Source organism: Candidatus Zixiibacteriota bacterium (assembly GCA_036397555.1).
GTDB lineage: Bacteria > Zixibacteria > MSB-5A5 > WJJR01 > WJJR01 > DATKYL01.
Map to the genome: position 1 here is coordinate 305,913 of DASWIS010000008.1, position 20,031 is coordinate 325,943.

Below are 20,031 nucleotides of genomic sequence, written 5' to 3' on the forward strand. Positions count from 1 at the left end.
TCGCTACATCGCCCCGCTCGCCGCCGTGTCTTGCCCGGACGTGCGGATCTCTTCGAGCTGGTCGGTGAGGCGGCCCTGGATTTTTTCCCAGACCGGCTTCCATTCTTCGGGGCGTTCGTTGTAGTAGGCGAGAGTCTGCTCGACCCGTTCTGGCGTTGTGTTCATCTCAGCGAGCACACGTTTGCGCGCATCGTCGTACTCGGGAGTGCCGATCGGCATATGCTCGGCCAATTGCGCCAGGCGCACATACGCCTCGACCAGTTGATCTTCGCTGAGCGTGTCGGGAATGCTGGCGGCCGGACCGCCGACATACCCAAGCTGGAACGCCGCGATCGCGCCGCCGAAAACGACCAGAAGCAAAACGAGGATGATGATGCGCAAACGCATAGTCACGCAATCGGGGTCCGGAAACCGTCAGAGAATATACACCGGATCGGGCAATATCGCCAGCGGCCCGGTAGGATCCTCTCACCTTGAGGGAAGACGACTGTCTGAGAAGGCCCTCGCAGCCGCGCCCTATGCTTCTGCCTCTCCATGATACCCCGCCGGGGCCTGGGGCTGGACCATGATGACCCGTTCGCGCTCGACCGAGACCGTCCCGGGCGGCGACTTGCGCTGTTTGCGGACATAGCGGGCCTCGGTGCAGGCGACCGGGACCAGTCCCGAATGCTTGGCTCGCGAGAAGAAGGCCGCGATTCGGGCCGCGCGGTTGATCGTCGGTTCATCGGGGGGCTTGCCGTCGGTGGATTGCAGGATCACATGTGATCCAGGCACGCCCCGCGCATGCAGGAACAAGTCCTGCGGACGGGCAATCTTCATGGTCAGTTCGTCGTTGTCGCGGCTCGATTTTCCGACCAGCACGCGGACCGTGCCGAGCAGGAATTCGCGGTAGGGAACCCGTCGCGGTTGCCTTTTTCGGCCGGAGACCGATCGATCCGCGATTGTGAACAGTTCGCACAATTGATCGATCCGCGCCTCCGATAATTCCCCCTCGGCAATTTCATTGAGGATGCGGTCCAGTTCGGCACTTTGTCGTTCCAATTCGGGAAGCTGTGTGAGCGCCAGTTCGGCCGCACGGGCGGCATCGCGGGCGCGACGATAGGCGGCATCGATGTTTTCCTGCGGCGACCGGGCCTTGTTGAGTTTAATCGTGATCTGGTCGCCCGATTCCCAATCGGTGACCGTCACCTGTTCGCCGCCCCGTACCAGCAGGTGCCGTTGGGCATTCAGCACATCGGCCCCCCGTTTGAGTCTGCCGGCCTCACGGCCATGCTCGATTGCATTCTGCGCCGATTTGAGGCGTCGCTGCACTTGACGCATCCGCCTGACCGCTTCCGATTTGATTTGTGCGAGCGCTGCATCCGTCGACGAGGTCTGTTGAGACGTGGCATCGAGGCGCGCAATCGCCTCCGCCAGGGAGCCCGACCAGTCCCCGGCGTCCTCGCCCGTCAGACCGGACTTATCAACCGGCAGGAGTGTCGGCATCCGGATCGGCGTTTCCGGATCGACGGCGGTTCGCAGAGTGTCCATTATGATCGAAAACTCATCCCATTGACCCTGCTGTTCGGACGCTCGAGGGCTGGCGACCCTTGGTGTGTTGACTCGCGCCTCGATTTCTTTTGCCAGTGCACGATCGATTCCCCACGCGCGATGCGACAAAAACTCGGAAAGCGACTCGTTTGCGTGTTCGTGACGATGCGATTGATACTCAGGGAACGACCAATTTCGCCAATCGATCATATCTGGGGGATTGACTGGAGTGAAGACGGAACCCACGGCTGCGGCCGAGTCTGCAAACCACGACTCCATGACGCGATCGTCCTGATTTAATAGATGGACGTTCCCGCCGGTGCCGATCCACGACACAACGAGCGAGATGGGCGTCGGTTCCTGATCATCGCGGGTGCGCCGTATCAGCGAAATCCGCATCCATCGGTCCGCCGCGGGCAGTTCGATTTGATTCAGGCGCGCATTGCGAATGCGGTTCAGCTTCTCAGAGTGAGAATAGAGATCCTGGCCGGGAAGGTCCGATTTCTTGCGCGTCCAATAAAAGGTCGCCGCCGACCCGCGCGTGCCGATGACGATCAGGCGCTTGCCGCGCCGTGAGCCTCCGAGCAACAGCAGCCGTCCGGTCGATGGGTCCGACCGAATCGCCTCGATCGTCACTCCGACCAGATCGCGTTGGGCTTCATTGACTAAGCGGAGCAGTTGCCATCCCACGATTCTCATAACCGGCAATCCGTATCACCCATCACGCGATTGTAATTGACAAACCGTCTCTGGAGCTTCAAGTTATGTGATTTCGCACAGGTTGCCATCGGATGATTCGAAGCATGACGGGCTACGGGCGAGGCGAAGTCGCCCGCGATGGATACAAAGCCACCTTTGAGGTTACCTCGGTCAACAGCCGTCACTTGGAGGTCTCGCTACGGCTGCCGCGCGGTCTTTTGAGTTATGAATCTCCCCTGCGCAAGCTGGCCGACAGCCGTCTGGGGCGGGGAAAGATTTTCTGCCAATTGACCTTGGAACGGACCGACGCGCAGCCCGAAGTCGGCTTCAATGCGGCATTGGCGGGACGGTACGTTGCGATCCTGAGGGGATTTGCGGCTGAACAGAAGATCGCCGCCGAGATTTCGATCAGTGACGTCGCGCGGTTTCCCGATGTCTGGACCAACGAGGCCCCACCGTCGGAGGATGTCTTAGGCGGGATCCTCAACGAATCCTTGAATGCAGCGCTCGATGGCCTGATCAAAGCGCGTGAGACCGAGGGCGCGGTCCTCGCAGCAGATCTGCGCAAGCGATTGACACTGGTCGACGAAACTCTGTCCCACATTAAAGAGCGCGCCGCCGAAGTGCCGGCACATATTCGTCAGAAACTGACCGAACGAATCGAAGACTTATTCTCGGGGGCGCAATTCGATCCGCAACGCCTCGCGCAGGAAGTCGCGTTCATGGCCGACCGCGCCGATGTCACCGAGGAATGCGTGCGTCTGGATGTTCATCGCGAGCATTTTGCCGGGGCGCTGCAAGCGGGCGATGCGGTCGGACGTCGTCTCAACTTCCTGGTGCAGGAAATGAACCGCGAGGCCAATACGATCGGCTCCAAATCGGCAACGCCGGAGCTGTCGTCGCGTGTGGTGGAATTGAAGGAAGAACTCGAACGGATCCGCGAACAGGTTCAAAACGTCGAGTAATGCGGCCATTTCCGCGGACTGGATGCGATGCCGAAACGATGGACCGGGACTCCACTGCTCGTCATCATCTCGTCGCCGTCGGGCGGAGGCAAGTCGACGGTGATCCGTCGGCTCCGTACGCGTCATCCGGAGTTTCTCTACTCGGTGTCGGTCACGACCCGTCCCCGGCGCCGGAGAGAACGCGCCGGCGTTCATTATCGTTTCGTCAGCGAGGCGGCATTCGCCGCGATGCGCCAGGGGCGGAGGTTGGTCGAATGGGCTTCCGTGCACGACTGTTTCTACGGCACACCGACGGCCAATATCAGGCGGGCGAAGCGACTCAAGCGCGTGATGCTGTTCGACTTGGACGTACAGGGTGCGGCACGCCTGAAAGACAGCGTCGCCCATGTGGTCACACTGTTTCTGCGGCCGCCGTCGTGGGCGGTCTTGCGGCGACGTCTGGTCGGGCGAGGATCGGATAGCGCCGCTCGGGTACGCCGACGCCTGCAAACTGCGCGCGCGGAATTGCGGCGCACGAAAGAATATGACTATGTCGTGACCAACAACCGGCTCGACTCGTGCGTTTCCGATTGCGAGTCGATTATCCGCGCGGAACTGCTCAGGCAGAGTCCGCGTTAGAAGGGCAGAAGGAGCACATAATGGCCAAACCCAAAGACGACCTTGAAAAAGATAATCCGCTCGATGAAGAAGACGATGATCTCGAGGACGAAGAAGACGACATAGACAAGGCGCCGACCAATGGCGAGGGCCGTGGCATGACCTTCCAGCCGGCGTCGTTTGCCATCGAGAAGGCCAAGCGACCGCCCCGTCCGGTCCGGCCCAAGTTGCAGTCGTTGGAAAACCTCCACGAACACGCGAAGAATCGATACGAAGGAGTGCTGATCGCCGCGGCGCGCGCTCGGCAATTGAACGCCAAGAAAGTGGCGCTGGAAGAGCGCGGTTTAGACGAGGCCATGGAGTTGAAACGTTACAAAATGACATCGCATGCCCTCGGAGAACTGTTGAGCGGTCAAATCAAAGTTCGTCGCACCGGCGAAGCGCCGCCCGCGTAGCTACGACAGCACTGTCGCTGGTCGTGATCCTGCCGTGGGAGGGTTGGATATCGATTCTAAGTCATTTCGGTGCATAGGATTTTCTGCCTCGATCGGCCGGGGAGAGCTTGACCCCGACCGATTTGCCTTGTCCGGCGGTTGCAAACGAATTAGACTGGCGCCCCTTTGTGGGGAGTTGAAATAAAACCGTGCATTTATATATGGGGATCACTCAATACTGCTCAATACTTTCATAGAAGTCCCGATAGAACCGAGCGTGTGGGTCATGGTAACATCGGAAGTACCCAGCCCGACTGAGAACTTTTCCGGAGATCGGTTGTTTGATACGCGACGGGCAACGCGGCGTAATCTGTAGCAAGTGCAGAGGTTATGGCAAAGAATCTGGTAATCGTCGAGTCACCGACCAAGACCAAGACTTTGGCGAAGTTTCTTGGAAACGGCTATTCCATTGCCGCGACCATGGGCCATTTAATCGACCTGCCCGCGAAGAAGCTGGGGGTCGATCTCGACGATGATTTCCGCCCCGCTTACGTCCCGATTGAAGGTAAAGAGAAGATAGTCAATAGCTTAAAGAAAGAAGCCAAGAAGGCCGAGACGATCTATCTCTGTCCCGATCCCGACCGCGAGGGAGAAGCGATCGCGTGGCATGTCCTCAACCTTCTCGAAGGCGTTAAGGCCGACATCAAGCGCGCTTCCTTTAATGAGATCACCCAATCGGCGGTGCTCGATGCGCTCAAGCATGCCGGCAGCATCGATCAGCGGAAGGTCGATGCCCAGCAGGCGCGCAGGGTCTTAGACCGAATCGTCGGGTATCAGGTCAGTCCGTTTCTGTGGAAAACAGTCTGCCGGGGGCTTTCGGCGGGACGTGTCCAGTCGGTCGCGCTGCGGCTGGTGTGCGAACGGGAAGCCGAAATCCGGGCCTTCGTTCCGCAGGAATACTGGACCATCGACGTAGACTTGCACAAGAAGGGTGAACGCAAAAAGATCGTTTTCACTGCGACCGTCGCCGAAATCGACGGCGACAAGGTCGAGATTCAAAACGAGAAGGCGGCCCAATCGATCGAGGACGATCTGCGCCATTCGTCGTTTGTGGTCGGGTCCGTCAAGACCCAGGAACGCCGTCGCAAGCCACTCGCTCCCTACATCACATCGACGCTGCAGCAGGATGCCGCGGCGCGGCTGAGCATGTCGCCCAAGCGCACGATGCACCTGGCGCAGGAGCTGTACGAAGGTGTGGAGTTGGGCAACCGTGGATCGGTCGGCCTCATTACATACATGCGCACCGACTCGACGCGCATCGCCAAGGAAGCGCAGGATGAAGCGCTCAAGCTGATCAAGAAGTCGTTCGGCAAAGAGTACGCTCCCGAGACTCCGAATGTCTACACAACCAAGAGGCGGACACAGGATGCGCACGAGGCGATTCGGCCGACCTACTTCGATCTGCCGCCGGAGGGGATTCGCAAGAACCTTTCACCGAGCCAGTTTAAGCTCTACACGCTGATCTGGAACCGATTCCTGGCTTCGCAAATGACGCCGGCCGTTGTCGAGCGGACGTCAGTCGACATCAAGGCCGAGACTGAGCCCACCGGCAAAAAGAAGTCGGGCCGGACCTATACGCTCAAAGCCGGCGCTGAAAAGGTCTTATTCCCCGGATTTCTCAAAGTCTACGAGGATGTTGCGACCAACGGCGATGAGAATCCCCAGCAGAAGCCGTTGCCACCGCTCCAGGCGGATGATCCGCTGCAGATGGTGGATTTGTCGTCGGAGCAGCATTGGACCAAGCCCCCGCCCCGTTTCTCAGAAGCGACTTTGGTCAAGGAACTTGAAGCGAACGGTATCGGGCGGCCGTCGACGTACGCGCAGATCATCGCGACCATCGTCGCGCGTAACTATGTTCGCCTGGAAGAGCGGCGATTGCAGCCGACCGACTTGGGTGAGACGGTCAATTCGATTCTGATTGAAGCGTTCCCGGAGCTCTTCAACGTGGAGTTCACCGCCGAGATGGAAACCGAGCTGGACCGCATCGAGGAAGGCACGGAGACATGGACAGAGATCATGAAGGCATTTTATACGCCCTTTTCCGAATCGCTCGACCGTGCCGGCACCCGTACCGCCCAGATCAAAGAGTCGCATCGCGAAATTCTGGATGAGAAGTGTCCCGAATGCGGCTCGGCCCTGATGGTGCGTTGGTCGCGCTCGGGACGATTCATCGCCTGCTCCGGTTATCCGGAGTGCCGTTATACGAGCGACCATGGTCAGTCTCCGGGTAGTCCCGCTGAACAGACAGACGAGAAGTGCGAGAAATGCGGCGCGCCGATGGTCTTCAAGTCGGGCCGTTACGGGCGGTTCCTTGCCTGCTCGGGGTATCCGAAGTGCAAGAACACGCGGTCGATTCCGACCGGTGTCCGTTGTCCTGAAGAGGGGTGCAATGGCGATTTGGTGCCGCGGCGAACCCGCACCGGCCGCACATTCTATTCCTGTTCGAATTATCCCAACTGCAAATATGCCGTGTGGGATCGTCCGGTGCCCCATCAATGCCCCCAGTGCCAGTCGCCGTTTATGCTGTCAAAGAGCACGAAGGCACAGGGCGAACATTACAAGTGCCCGGTCTGCGCGCATGTGATACCCGCCGAGATGGTCTCCGAGACGGCGGCTGCCTGACTTGCTGAGCGACTTTTGTCTTTTGACATCGCAGTAAGTGCTGGCGCGTCTCGGACTTTCTGCACAAGATATCAACGGGGCAATGGCCAACACACTTGCCGCATTAGTAGAACGTTTTCTTCTCGAGCTGGCCAAGGTACGCCGATTCTCACCATTGACGGTGGCGGCTTATGGGCGTGAATTGGAGCGATTTCTTGAAGTTGAGAAGTTGAAGGCGACTGTCGCGTCGGATCGCGTTTTCAGTGCGCGGCGGATGGAGGGGTTCCTGGCGCACTTGGCGGTGCAGGGGCTGTCGAATCGTTCGATTGCGCGGGCCGCTGCGGTGCTGCGCGCCTTTCTGGACTTTCTGCACCGCAGCGGAACCACACAGGAAGCGCTCAGCGAACGCGTCCCCACGGTGAAATTTACGGCGGGCTTGCCGCGATTCAACACGGAGGCACAGATGCGCCAGTGGATCGAATCGCTTCCGCGAAAAACACGCTGGGACTGGCGCGACTGCTGCGTGATCGAGGTCCTCTACGCCAGCGGCGCGCGCGTTGCCGAACTGGTCGCCTTAAACTGGGATGACTTCGATCAACACGCACACACCCTTTCGCTATTCGGCAAGAGGGGCAAGGCACGCCTTGTCCCGATCGGGAGCCGGGCGTCCGCTTCGCTCATGGAGTTGAAGTTGCGCACCCCCGTAGAATCCCTCGCTCCGGATCAGCCGGTGTTTATGAACCGTCGGGAGGAACGCTTGACGACGCGTGCCATACGACGGATCGTGCACAACAGCTTTGCACAGACGGTCGGCGGGCACATGTCACCGCACCGCTTGCGTCATACCTTTGCGACCCACTTATTGGACCGCGGCGCCGGATTGATGGATGTCCGCGAACTGCTCGGGCACGAAAGCGTGGGCACGACCCAGGTCTACACACACACAACCCCCCGTCGCCTGCAGGAGGTTTACGAACGTGCCTTCCCGCTTGACCGCCCGTCCTGACCTGTATCCATCGTTCGGGCAATGGCGTGCGACCACCGTGTTGTGTGTGACCGTGCACGGCCAGACGGCAATGGGCGGCGATGGTCAGGTCACATTCGACGACACCATCCTCAAGCACACCGCGCAAAAAGTCCGGCGTCTGGCGGATGGCACGGTGCTGGCGGGGTTCGCCGGGGCATCGGCCGATGCATTCACATTGTTCGAACGATTCGAAGCCAAGCTGGAAGACTTTCGCGGCAACCTTCCGCGCGCAGCGGTCGAGTTGGCCAAAGACTGGCGATTGGATAAGTATCTGCGACGACTCGAAGCATTGCTCGGCGTCACCGACGGGCGCAACTCGCTGATCATCTCCGGCACCGGCGACGTGATCGAACCCGACGATGCGATCGTGGCGATCGGTTCGGGAGCCCCGTTCGCGCTGTCGGCGGCGCGGGCGCTGGCGCAAAACACCAAGATGTCCGCGGAGAAAATCGTGCGGACCGCATTGGAAATCACTGCCGACATTTGCATCTTTACCAACAAGGACATCGTCGTCGAAGTCCTGTAAAACCCTATGGCACAGAAGTTCACTCCTCCGGCGACAGTGACCGGCCGCGGCTCACCCTTGCGCGAAGAACTGTCGCCGCAGGAAATCGTCACAGCGCTGGACCGTTACATCGTCGGCCAGGATCGGGCGAAAAAGTCGGTCGCGATCGCCCTGCGCAACCGATGGCGCCGGCAGCGCGTCAGCGGACCCCTCCGTGAGGAAATCGCCCCCAACAACATCATCATGATCGGCCCGACCGGGGTCGGCAAAACGGAGATCGCACGGCGGTTGGCGGCCCTGGCTGGCTCGCCCTTTCTGAAGGTCGAGGCGTCCAAGTACACGGAAGTCGGGTATGTCGGACGGGATGTCGAGTCGATGGTGCGCGATTTGGTCGATTTGTCGGTGACTATGATCAAGCGCGAAAAGTCGAACCAGGTGGCGGACAGAGCCGCGCAGCTCGCCGACGAGCGCATCCTCGATATTTTGTTGCCGTCTCCGGTGAAACGGCAACGCGGCACGGAAGACCCCAACGAGGCCGACGCTATCGCCAAGTGGGAGCGGACGCGCGAGAAGCTGCGTGTTCAGTTGAAAGACAATCTGCTCGACGAAAAACAGATTGAGATGGAATCGAGCGAGACGCGTTTTCCGGTCGTGGAGGTGTTCACGCCGCAAGGCATGGAAGAATTCGGCGTGAACATGCGCGAGATGTTCGCGGGGATGATGCCCAGGAAGACCCGGCGGCGCAAAGTGTCGGTGGCCGACGCGCGGCGCGCCCTGACCGCCGAGGAGATCGACAAGCTGGTCGACATGGATGATGTCATCAGCCAGGCCATCGACCGCGCCGAAAACTCCGGCATCATCTTCATCGATGAACTCGACAAGATCGCCGGCGAGCCCGGACGCAGCGGCGGCCCCGATGTCTCACGCGAGGGTGTTCAGCGCGACATCCTGCCCATCGTCGAAGGCACCAATGTGATGACCAAGTATGGCATGGTGCGCACCGACCACGTGCTCTTCATCGCCGCCGGGGCGTTTCACACATCCAAGCCGTCGGATTTGATTCCCGAGTTGCAGGGACGCTTCCCCATCCGCGTCGAACTGGATAGTCTTGGCGCGCCTGAATTTGTGCGCATCCTCACCGAGCCGCAGAACGCGCTCATGAAACAGTACCGCGCGCTGCTGGAGACAGAAGGAATCGACGTAAGATTCACCGACGATGCCGTCGATGAAATCTCACACACCGCGCAACTTGTTAATGATCGCACTGAGAACATCGGCGCGCGGCGACTGCACACGATTATGACCACGCTTCTGGAAGACGTCATGTTCCGCGCGTCCTCGATGAAGGCAAAAGAAGTCGTCTTCGACCGAAAGGACGTCAAGAAGATCCTGCGCGACATCATCGCCGATGACGACTTAAGCCGATATATTCTATAGCACCATCCGATTGGAAGTTGGAGCCAGCGATGACACAAGCCACGGCCATGCCGGCACGCAACGACGCGCATCGAACGACACATGGGTTGGGAATGCCCGGCGGCGTTGCTGCGTCCCACTTCCTGCGGATCACCGATTTTTCATCGGATGAAGTCCGCGCGACCATCGGCTGGGCGATCCGTTGGAAGTCGGGGGAGGTCGCGCCGCGTCCATTGACCGGCCAGGTGGCGGCGCTCATCTTCCATAAGCCCTCCTTGCGCACACGCCAAAGCTTCGAGACCGCCGTCTTCCGTCTCGGCGGGCATCCGATGTTCATTACTGACAAGGAGATTCAGCTCGGTGTGCGCGAGTCGATCCACGATGTCGCCAACGTAATGTCGCGCTATGTCGGCATGATTGTCATCCGCACGTTTAAGCAGTCCGATGTCGACGAGTTGGCACGTCATTCCACCGTGCCGGTCATCAACGCGCTGACCGATTCATTTCATCCCTGCCAGATCATGGGCGACATCATGACCGCGCAGGAGCACCTGGGGCGCATCGACCATCTCACCGTCGCCTTCCTCGGCGACGGCAACAACGTTTTCCACTCCTGGGCCAATCTTGCGGCGCGGATTCCCATGGACCTGCGGCTGGCCACATCACCCCAAACATTGCCCGACCAACAAGTTGTCGATTCGGCCCGCCGCGCGGGCTTAAGCGACATCAAGATCGGTCATGATCCCGTCGATGCAGTCAAAGGAGCCGACGTCGTCTACACCGACGTGTGGGCGTCGATGGGGCAGAAAGAGTTGGCCGAAGCGCGGGCGCAACTCCTGAAACCCTTCCAACTCAATGCCGGTCTGCTGCGGCATGCCAAGCCGTCGGCGATCGTCATGCACTGCCTCCCCGCCGAACGCGGACGCGAAATCACCGATGAGGTCATCGATGGTCCGCAGTCGGTTGTCTTCGACGAGGCCGAAAACCGTCTGTGGGCGCAGGGCGCGATCATCGCGCAGTTGCTCGCAAAGCGGTCGTAGCCGACTCTCAACAGCGGAGGTACTCATGCAGTGGCGGCGGATGGCCATCTTTGTGGCTGCTGCGATCGCGGTGCTGATCGTCATCGCCGGTTGCTCCAGGGGCGTCGACAACCAGACCAGCGACCTGACAAAAGAAGAGCAATACGATGAGATCGCCCCGTTCATCGACATGATGATCTCCTCGGCATCACTGCAGTTCGGCGGCGCATTCTGGGATGGCGTCTCCGAAGAGGACATCCAGACGGTGCCTCTGGAGGTTCCCGGCTTGGGCAAACCGGTGGTGTCGAACACCGAATCGATCTCCGTGGTCTACAATCCCGCGAAGGGATGGTGGTTTATCAGCGCTGAACTCAGCGAAACCGACTCGCTCGGAACGATGACGATGCTGATCTCCGACTCGGTGCGATTTGAGACCGCTGCCGGAGACCCGCAGATCGAGCCCGACGAGACCACGGATCGTTTCCGTCACGGCGGATCATTGAGCTTCGACTGGCTGCTCGATGGTGACTCGGTCACGCTTGATTTTTCGGTGACGATCGCATCGCACGCCGATGTCTCCGGCATCAACACGCCGACCGCGACGGCCGTGGGCGCGACGACCGCCTCCATGGGAATCGAGGCCGACACTCCCGAGGGCAGCGGGTCATTTGTCTTCGATGTCAGCGCCGAGGCGAGCAATATCCAGATGAACACCTCTGACGGCGGCGACGCGTGTCCCTATGACGGGACGCTGGCGCTGGACATGAGCGTCGATATCGACGTGACCGAAGACGGCAACCATCTGGAAGCCAGCGGCGACTGGGATGTGGCGGTCGAATTTATCGGCGGCGGCCGCGCCGCGATCGTGATCGATTCCGACGATTTCCATCTTGAGACGGAGGAGACAGTCTGTCCGACCGTGCTGTAGGTCGTCCCGTCTTATCGCGCATCTGACGGCCGCCCCGTAGGCGGCCGTTTTTGTTGCCCGCTCTTGTGCGTTGCCCGTTGCGATGCTGTCATCCCCCGCATTATCTTCACGTGACTGCCTGACCCGACTTCGATATGAGTCACGAACGAATCGTAACTGGAACCACAAATGGAGGGATCGCGATGAAGCAGCGGTTGATTCGAACTGTGATTGCATCGGCAGTGGCTGGGTCACTGTTGGTGGGATACGGCTGTGGCAGCGACGACAACGGCAGCGGATCGACCAGCGACCTGACGCCGGAGCAACAGATCGCCCTCATCAATCTGGTACTTGGCGATGAAGGGTCGAACACTGCCTTGGCCTCGACGGTCTACCCCGTGATGTTAAACCAGGCGGCCTTCGGGTTTTGGGATGGTGTTGATGCAGGGGATATCGATCCATTCCTGGGGCTGTTCGGGCCGCTCACCTCGGCGGCGGCAATCGCCGATCGGGTACTCGCTGCCCATCTGGGGAAACAGAGCCCATTTGCGGATGGGACCCCAACCCTGCAAGAGCAGATTGTCTCGCTTGTGCAAGGGGCGGCGCTGCAAGACGAAGAAATCGTCTACAATGCCGAGACCGGCTGGTGGGTCATCGACTTTGACTACTCTGCGGAAATCCCGGAAGAAGGTCTAACTCTCAGCTTTGATGTTGCGCTCATGGATTCGGTGCGATTCGAGGACACAGAAGGGGCGGCACAGCAAATTCCGGGTGAGACAACCGCGCGGTTCCGCCGGGGCGGAAGCGGCGAGCTTCAGATTGGGCTGACACCGCAGGGCAAATCCTCCGCACACGAAGGCGGAACAATCACCGTCGGAATTGCCAACTCCGGTATCATTGATGATCTGAATACGTCGCTGGTTGATGTCGGTGGGAACTCCGATTTGCAACTGATTGTGGACTTGGGTATCCCTGCGGATCCTGAGCTTGAAGTTCCCGAGACAGATCTCCAGGCGGATATCACTCTGACCGGCGAAACGACAGACCTGCTCATTCCGGTTGGTCTCAAGCAGAACGGGTTTTGTCCCGTATCGGGGGAATTCGAGGCAGGGCTGGACGCTGACATTACCGCCGAGACAGAAAGCGGGCGAGCCAGCTTTCAGGGTGGCTGGGACCTGACATTATCCATCGACGGCGACACCCAGACCGCTGACCTGAGCTTGCAAGCTGACGGTTACACGTACGAGCAGACGACAGAAATCTGTCCCGACGAATAACCCCTCGCGCCAATCGTGATCGATCCCCCGCCTCGTGCGATCCGCACGGGGCGGGTTTTTGTGTATATTGGCTGCGTACGGCTTGGGAAGCGGTCGCGAAAGGATGGCTGATTCGCATCATAAGGGCGTCGTCGCGCTTGTCGTTGCAGCATTGCTGGGGCTGAATCTGTTCTCCTTATCATGCAGCAACAAGTCGCCGTCATCGCCGGAGGTGCCGGTCGTTCCGAACGGATACGCCGAGTTTCGCGAAGCGCTGAGTTCCGCACTCGCGGAGTGTTGCGCACTGCTCAACGAAGCGATGAATCAACGCAATCCTGTTGAATTCAGCTCGGTCCCCGGAATCGACTGGCCGATCTCGGTCGAAGACAACCCCCCCACCGGAATTGAGACCGGCGGCGAGTTTATCATCGCGAATGGGACACAGCAGAACGACTCGTTTACGACATTCTTCTCCGAATTCGTGTCCCGGACCGGCGCACTGGGAGTGCTCGAGCCGGATGACACGTCGGCTGTGTACTTCGTCGAGTACCGTCGCACTTTCACGCGCTTTGCGGCCGGCGAAGACGGCAGCGAAGTGTGGAGCATCACGCTGGAAGCATTCATCGAACACCTCGACACCGACACCGCCGCTGTGCTGTTGACTTTGAGTGCGCGACAGCTTGACAAGCTGCACTGCTTCGACGGCGATTGCCAACGCTTCGAGATGAGCATCGACGGCCTGATGCTGAGAATCAACGAACTGTTTCGGGAGCCGGTGCCCGGCTCGGTCAGCGGCGTATTCTCCGAACGATTCACGACCGATACCGATTCGATGATGACGAAGACCGAATGGAATCTGGTCGGTTCGTTAATCGCATCGGGCGTTGCCGATCTCTCGATTGCCACCTCGTCCGGCGCGGTCCGCGACACGCTCTCGTTCTGCCGTTGACTCTCCGTTCCATCCACGCCTATCCTCGATTCCGGAGCCGCTGACGATCGGCGCGCGGTCGATTCGACGATGGAAGAGATCATCAAATACGCCGGCTGTTTTGTCTGTGGCGATCAGAACCCTGAAGGGCTGCGCATCCGGTTTTATTATGATGACCACCGACAAGCGGTGGCCGACTGCGAAGCCGATCCGAAGTTTCAGGGATACAAAGGCGTCTTCCATGGCGGATTGGCGGCAACGCTGCTCGATGAAATCATGGTCAAGGCGGTCCTGGCGGAACGCCGCTATGCGATGACCGCCGAAATGAGTGTGCGATTCAAGTCGGCGATCAGGGTCGGAGAGCGGCTCCATTTGATCGGTCGCGTGACCAGGCGTCGGGGTCGGTTGTTTGAAACTGAAGGCGAGATCGTGACATCGGACGGCGCGATTCGCGCCACGGCCACCGGGAAGTATCTTGAGCTTCCTGAAGACACGCGACGGACTATGCTGTAGCGCCCGGAAATCAACCCCGCCCTGCACACCTGTCGCACTCGTTTGCAGTCTCAGGCGCCAATTCTGAGAAGTCATCACCCTGCCTGACCGCCGCCCTCTCTATCGTCTTGGCCGACAGCAGATTAGGATGGCGACGGCCGGGGCGTTCCGGCGGCACTCCGGTTGCACGGTGCGGGATGGTCTCAGACCCGGGCGAGGTCTCAAACCAAAGGGATTGCCGATATGCGTTGCTACTTCTGGGGAACCAACAACAGACCATTGCGTGAGGAGCGCGCTCTCGGTGTGGTCTCCTTCGCCATTCCCGACTGGGGCGTTCAATTCCGCGCCGCACGCACCGGTGACGCGACCGAATGCGAATACGCGGCACTCCTGGCGCTGTTGCGATTCGTCGAGAACAACAAGAGCGCCTTTGAGGGGACACGCCTCGAGTTTTATACCGATGCGTCCGCCGTTGTCTATCAGGTCAACCGCCACACGCCGGTACTCCCTGCCCAGGCGCGCCAATGGAGTCTGGCGCGGCGGTTGCGAACATTGTTCCCATTCGAGCTCGGTTGGATCCCCAAGGAACAGAATCGCGCTTTCAGCGGCGTGCTCGAACTGGCGCCGTTTCAGATGAAACGATCGCTGCAATACCCAAAGCTCGATCCGCCGTCGGCTGCCGATCCGCGCGGCGGCAATACGCCCGGCAACTCCTAAACGAGCCGTTCGGCTTGTCCATCCTTTTACAACTGCCGCATCTGTCCCCTTGTGTCATGTCCGCTGCCGCGTAATATTCTCATTACGATGCCGACTTCTGTCCATCGGATGCTGGATCGGCTCAGCACAATTGCGGCGTTGTTCATGGCAGTGAGCATTGCTTCTGCCGGGCAAACTCCGGCGGTCGAGCTTCGATCCGAATTCGAAACTGAATTCTCGGGCAGCGAATGGGTCGTATTCAGTTCCGGCGGCTGGTCAACAGTCGAAAAAGGGAAGGTCTGCTTCTACGACGAATCCGGTCGGCTCAAAGAGTCGGTCGACTTGCGGGGCAAGGAAGTCCTCACCGCGCCCCTCGCGGCGGAGCGAGTCGGTGTACTGCTGTATGCCGATCGCCAGCCGATGACGTTGTCGGTCGTGCGCTTTGAGATGTACGATCCCAATGGCATTCGCACTCTGGCGATCGACAATCCCGGCTTCAACAAGGCGATCCTCGCTCCCAATGGTGCCGCCGTATGCGGGATCGTCGGTGCGGAAGGGCTTGAGGGCACCGTCCTGGAATTCCGCGATGAGAACGGACGCGTCTCCGACACCATTGCCGTCGATGCCTTCAAAAGCGGACGGTACTCCCGCGACGGCAGCCGCTTCTTCTATCAGACTGGCGACGGCGCGCTCAATGTCGCCCGTGGAAACGGCCAGATGCTCTACGCTCTCGGCATCGCCGATTCCTGGGCGTCATCGGTTGACGGCCAGATCGTCGCTATCGCGAGACAGAGCACGATCCGCCTCTTCTCCGGCGGGGCGGGAGTCGGCGAGTTGGCGTGGCCCGCCGAATACGGATCCATCCGCAGTGTGGCGCTCTCACCGGATGCCGGCTACGGCGCGGCTATTTCCGCCGATCGATTGGCACTGTTCCGTGTCGAGCCCGGCGAGTTGCTCTGGGAGTTTGTCAACGATGTCCCCGGCTGGAACCTCCGTTCACTCGACATTTCGAAGAATGCCGACTGGGTCGCGGTCGGCGCCGATTATGATCCCGGCGCGACATCGACCCTGCGCCACGCACAGAGCCGCTGCCTCGTGTTCAATCGCCATGGTGAGTTGATCGGGCGCCGCGCGCGCGCGCCCAAATCCTGGGGCGCCCAGTATCCCATGGTGCGATTCATCGGCGACCATCAGACGCTGCTGTTCGCCGACCGCGACGGGATGTCACGTCTGCGCATTATCCCGCCAGGCGCCACCGAGTATTGAGCATGCGCGGCTCCGAGTTGACACTCGATCACGGGGCCTGCGCTGAATGCGGCCTGTGTGTCGCGGTGTGCGCGTATGACGCCTTGGTGCTGCGCCCAACAGAGCTGGAGATCATCCACGAGGAGTGTGTGCTCTGCGACGCGTGCGTGATCGCCTGCCCGACGGAAGCGCTGGCCATCGAGTAGTGCGCACGTCTTTGACCGATGAAAACCGACCGCCATTTTGATGTGGTTGTCGTGGGCGCCGGTCCCGCCGGAGGGTTGGCAGCGCTCACCGCTGCGCGCGCCGGGCTGCGCACGCTCTTAGTCGAGAAACATCACACGATCGGCGAACCGCTGTGCTGTGCCGAAGGAATATCTCGGTGTGGTTTGACCGACAACGTCGAGTTGAATCGCGACTGGGTGGAGGCCGATGTCGAGCGGTGTTTCCTGGAATCGCCGGGCGGCCACACGGTCGAGTTCTCGCATCCCGACGCCGGGTTTGTGCTCTCGCGGCGACGCTTCGAGCAGGGAATGGCCGACATGGCCGCCGAGGCGGGCTGCGACGTCGCAACCGGCACGGAAGTTGTCGGATTGCTCAACGGGAAGAACGACCGGTTCACCGGCGTGCGCCTGCTGGAGGGCGAGCGCGAAGACTCTGTCGGGTGTGAACTGATCATCGCCGCCGACGGAATCGAGTCGATGGTTGCTCGCTGGGCCGGTCTGGACACAACGCTGTCGGTCGATCACATGGATTCGGCCGCGCAATTCCTCTTCGGCGATGTCCCGGATCTTGATGCGTCGCGCATGGAGTTTTACTTCGGGACGAGAGTCGCACCCGGCGGCTACGCCTGGGTGTTTCCCAAGGGGAACAACACCGCCAATGTGGGAATTGCCATCGCGCCGGCGGTGGCCAACAGACAAAAGGCGATGTCGCTTTTGCGCGAATTCATCAAGTACCGTTTCGGCAAACCCGACCCCAAGCCATTGAAGCGTTCTGTCGGCGGTATTCCCGAGTTTTGCGGACGGCGCTTCCTGCTGAAGCGGAATGTCATGGTCGCCGGCGATGCCGCGCGTCTGCTGGATTCGATCACCGGCGCGGGGATCGCCAATGCCTTGTGGTCGGGACGGCTCGCTGCGAATGCCGCAATCGACTACATGCGCGACGGCAGCGGCAACCTGTCCATACTGCGACGCTATCCCGATAACTGGATGGCGGCACGCGGACGTGAGATGCGTTTCTTTCTGTGGACGCGACGCGTGTATCTGCGCATGACCGACGCCGACTTTGATGCTCTCTTCAAGGCACTGGGACCAACGTACGACAAGAAAACAATCTCCGGCATCGATCCCATCGACGTCATCAAGTCCGGATTGCGTGGGACGTCCTCGATACTGCGACTCGCACGGCATGTCATGGCGTGAGGACACTGAGTACTTTTCGTGTCCGTGACCAATCGTTGACCATGATTCATCGACAATGTCGTCGCCTTGACTCACCACCTTCATTGGATCACCTTATTGTGCGCTTATAATCGGATTGAGGAGGCGAGCGATGGAACGGCGTGATGCACTGGGACTGATGGGAACGGCGGCGGCGGGTTTGCTGGCAGGCGGCTTGACAAATTCGACATGGGCGCAATCCGGTGAGGCATTGGCGATGCCGGGGTGGGATGGCGCGAAGGGCGAGTATGTGCTGCCGCCTTTGCCGTACGCGTACAACGCCCTGGAACCGTCGATCGACGAGCAGACCATGCGGCTGCACCATGACATCCATCACGCGGGGTATGTCCGGGGGATGAATAAGGCGCTCGTCGATTTGAAATCGGCGCGTGCTGCCAACGACTTTGCCGCGATCAAAGCGATCAGCCGCGATCTGGCTTTCAACGGGTCGGGACACGTCCTGCACTGTATCTTCTGGGACAACATGACGCCGACCGGTGCCGGTGGGACACCTTCCGGCGATCTCGGCAAAGCGTTAGGAGACAGCTTTGGCTCGGTCGACTCATTTCGAGCGCAGTTCTCCGCGGCGGCGGGCGCCGTCGAGGGCAGCGGCTGGGGAATCCTCGCGTGGGAACCGGTTGGACGCAACCTTGTCGTCCTCCAGGCCGAGAAACACCAGAATCTCTCCGTTTGGGGAGTGACACCGCTGTTGGTGCTCGATGTCTGGGAACACGCTTACTATCTCAAGTATCAAAACAAGCGCGGCGACTACATCAAGGCATTCTGGGACGTAGCGAATTGGTCGGATGTCGCGCGACGGCTCACGGCGTGTGCCGGAACATAGGGGGAGTGGCAGCGCCGTTTCTGAGGACAGTACTTGTTCCGCTCTCGCGCCGGGGCTAACTTGGGCGGCCATGTTCGCAGTCGACACAAGCTCTATCCACCGCTTGGGGAGGATTTCGTGAGAAAGATGACGGTCACGGCAATGCTCTGCGTCTCCGCACTATTACTGAGTGCGGGGCCGGTATCGGCACAACTGGGCGGTCTGAAGAAGAAAGCCGAAGACAAGGTCAAAAAGGAAGCCGAGAAGAAGGTCGACACCCCGTCCGAGACTCCGGCGACTCCTCAGGGCGAAACCGGGAAGGATCAGGCGTCGCAATCGCAGGAAGCCGCGGGGGCAGAACCGGGCAGCGGCCCTTGGCTCAACTACGACTTTGTTCCGGGGAATCGTGTGATCTTTTATGATGATCTGACCGCCGAGCAAGTAGGAAACTTCCCGCGACGATTTGAGTTCGGCGAGGGGAACATGGAAGTCGCCGACTGGGACAAGACCCGTTGGCTGCGCGCATCGACCTGGAGCCGATTCAGCATCGGATTGCCCGAGACTCTGCCCGAAAAGTTCACCATCGAGTTTGACTTCTTTGCGCCGCCGGGATACAACAGCATCGGGATCAGCGGTGAAGACCCGGAGTTTAGCGGCAGCCAGAGTGTCGAACAGGCGCAAATCTATCTCGACATCACCAATCGCCAGGCGGGTCTGCGCAACTTGAAAGCGGCCACGCCGATTGCAATGGGGGCGATCGATGACGCCGTCTTCAGTCGCCCGATGCACTGCCGCGTGCTGGCTGACGGCGGGTACATGAAAGTTTACATCAATGAAAAACGCCTCGCCAATGTCCCCAAATGCACATTCCCGCGCGCCGACAAGCTCTATTTTGACATCGCGGCGAACGACGATCGTCCGTTGTTGCTCGCCAACTTCCGCGTCGCGTCCAGTGACAAAACGATCTACGATGCCCTGCTCGATTCAGGACGCGTTGCCACGCAGGGCATTCTCTTCGATTCCGGCTCCGACCGTCTCCGTCCCGAATCGACCCCGACATTGAAGGAGATCGGTAAGATGCTTACGGACCACGCCGATCTGAAGCTGATCATCGAAGGACACACGGACAACACTGGTGACGACGCCTCCAATCAGTCGCTCAGCGAACTCCGCGCCAATGCCGTGCGCGACTATCTGATCGCTGAGTTCGAGATTGACGAATCGCGCTTGCAGGCAAAGGGATACGGCGAATCCCATCCTGTGGCGAGCAATGACACGCCGGAAGGTCGTCAGTCCAATCGCCGCAGCGAGCTGGTGAAGCTGTAGACGCCGCCTCGGTACGCTTCGCCGACCGGGCGGTCGGAGCATGATTCGACAACTTGATGGCCG

At 60.0% G+C, this 20,031-nt stretch carries 20 protein-coding genes; 18 read left to right on the plus strand and 2 right to left on the minus strand.

Features of this window, described 5'->3' with window-relative positions:
* Window positions 1–3: 3 nt before the first annotated feature.
* Both VGB22_02805 and VGB22_02810 read right to left on the minus strand, forming a co-directional pair.
* Window positions 4–387: a hypothetical protein gene (locus VGB22_02805; protein HEX9750209.1), complete on the minus strand. Its 384-nt coding sequence runs from the start codon at window positions 385–387 to the stop codon at window positions 4–6.
* Between the two features lie 129 nt (window positions 388–516).
* Window positions 517–2,229 carry an NFACT RNA binding domain-containing protein gene (locus VGB22_02810; protein HEX9750210.1) on the minus strand — a complete coding sequence of 571 codons (1,713 nt, stop codon included), beginning with the start codon at window positions 2,227–2,229 and terminating at the stop codon, window positions 517–519.
* 104 nt (window positions 2,230–2,333) lie between these two features.
* Between VGB22_02810 and VGB22_02815 the strand changes: the two genes are divergently transcribed.
* The 18 genes from VGB22_02815 (at window position 2,334) to VGB22_02900 (ending at window position 19,968) form a co-directional block, all read left to right on the plus strand.
* The gene (locus tag VGB22_02815) at window positions 2,334–3,194 is read left to right on the plus strand and encodes a YicC/YloC family endoribonuclease (protein ID HEX9750211.1); all 861 of its coding nucleotides are present in this window, start codon (window positions 2,334–2,336) and stop codon (window positions 3,192–3,194) included.
* Between the two features lie 27 nt (window positions 3,195–3,221).
* The gene (gene gmk, locus VGB22_02820; GenBank protein ID HEX9750212.1) at window positions 3,222–3,812 is read left to right on the plus strand and encodes a guanylate kinase; all 591 of its coding nucleotides are present in this window, start codon (window positions 3,222–3,224) and stop codon (window positions 3,810–3,812) included.
* A 20-nt stretch (window positions 3,813–3,832) separates the two neighbouring features.
* A complete protein-coding gene (locus VGB22_02825; GenBank protein HEX9750213.1) occupies window positions 3,833–4,246 on the plus strand; it encodes a DNA-directed RNA polymerase subunit omega in 414 nt (137 codons plus the stop codon).
* A gap of 369 nt (window positions 4,247–4,615) precedes the next feature.
* Entirely contained in the window at window positions 4,616–6,907 is a 2,292-nt protein-coding gene (gene topA, locus VGB22_02830; GenBank protein ID HEX9750214.1) for a type I DNA topoisomerase, read from the plus strand.
* A gap of 82 nt (window positions 6,908–6,989) precedes the next feature.
* The gene (locus tag VGB22_02835; GenBank protein ID HEX9750215.1) at window positions 6,990–7,892 is read left to right on the plus strand and encodes a tyrosine-type recombinase/integrase; all 903 of its coding nucleotides are present in this window, start codon (window positions 6,990–6,992) and stop codon (window positions 7,890–7,892) included.
* Window positions 7,864–8,439 (plus strand): ATP-dependent protease subunit HslV, encoded by a 576-nt coding sequence (gene hslV, locus VGB22_02840; protein ID HEX9750216.1) that lies wholly within the window; start codon window positions 7,864–7,866, stop codon window positions 8,437–8,439. The genes VGB22_02835 and hslV overlap by 29 nt, the downstream gene beginning before the upstream one ends.
* 6 nt (window positions 8,440–8,445) lie before the next feature.
* Window positions 8,446–9,855, plus strand: coding sequence for an ATP-dependent protease ATPase subunit HslU (gene hslU, locus VGB22_02845; GenBank protein HEX9750217.1), 1,410 nt, complete (start codon window positions 8,446–8,448; stop codon window positions 9,853–9,855).
* A 29-nt stretch (window positions 9,856–9,884) separates the two neighbouring features.
* The gene (gene argF, locus VGB22_02850; GenBank protein HEX9750218.1) at window positions 9,885–10,874 is read left to right on the plus strand and encodes an ornithine carbamoyltransferase; all 990 of its coding nucleotides are present in this window, start codon (window positions 9,885–9,887) and stop codon (window positions 10,872–10,874) included.
* Window positions 10,875–10,899: 25 nt separating this feature from the next.
* A complete protein-coding gene (locus VGB22_02855; GenBank protein HEX9750219.1) occupies window positions 10,900–11,781 on the plus strand; it encodes a hypothetical protein in 882 nt (293 codons plus the stop codon).
* Between the two features lie 182 nt (window positions 11,782–11,963).
* Entirely contained in the window at window positions 11,964–13,037 is a 1,074-nt protein-coding gene (locus tag VGB22_02860) for a hypothetical protein (protein ID HEX9750220.1), read from the plus strand.
* 103 nt (window positions 13,038–13,140) lie between these two features.
* Entirely contained in the window at window positions 13,141–13,965 is an 825-nt protein-coding gene (locus VGB22_02865; GenBank protein ID HEX9750221.1) for a hypothetical protein, read from the plus strand.
* Between the two features lie 69 nt (window positions 13,966–14,034).
* A complete protein-coding gene (locus VGB22_02870) occupies window positions 14,035–14,457 on the plus strand; it encodes a PaaI family thioesterase (GenBank protein HEX9750222.1) in 423 nt (140 codons plus the stop codon).
* Window positions 14,458–14,679: 222 nt separating this feature from the next.
* A complete protein-coding gene (locus VGB22_02875; protein ID HEX9750223.1) occupies window positions 14,680–15,153 on the plus strand; it encodes a hypothetical protein in 474 nt (157 codons plus the stop codon).
* Between the two features lie 144 nt (window positions 15,154–15,297).
* Complete coding sequence (locus VGB22_02880; protein HEX9750224.1) at window positions 15,298–16,398, plus strand: hypothetical protein; 1,101 nt, start codon at window positions 15,298–15,300, stop codon at window positions 16,396–16,398.
* Between the two features lie 2 nt (window positions 16,399–16,400).
* Window positions 16,401–16,583: a 4Fe-4S binding protein gene (locus tag VGB22_02885; protein HEX9750225.1), complete on the plus strand. Its 183-nt coding sequence runs from the start codon at window positions 16,401–16,403 to the stop codon at window positions 16,581–16,583.
* A gap of 18 nt (window positions 16,584–16,601) precedes the next feature.
* Window positions 16,602–17,801, plus strand: a complete 1,200-nt coding sequence (locus VGB22_02890) for an NAD(P)/FAD-dependent oxidoreductase (protein HEX9750226.1) — start codon at window positions 16,602–16,604, stop codon at window positions 17,799–17,801.
* Between the two features lie 235 nt (window positions 17,802–18,036).
* Window positions 18,037–18,663, plus strand: a complete 627-nt coding sequence (locus tag VGB22_02895; GenBank protein HEX9750227.1) for a superoxide dismutase — start codon at window positions 18,037–18,039, stop codon at window positions 18,661–18,663.
* 126 nt (window positions 18,664–18,789) lie between these two features.
* Window positions 18,790–19,968: an OmpA family protein gene (locus tag VGB22_02900; protein ID HEX9750228.1), complete on the plus strand. Its 1,179-nt coding sequence runs from the start codon at window positions 18,790–18,792 to the stop codon at window positions 19,966–19,968.
* Window positions 19,969–20,031: the final 63 nt, after the last annotated feature.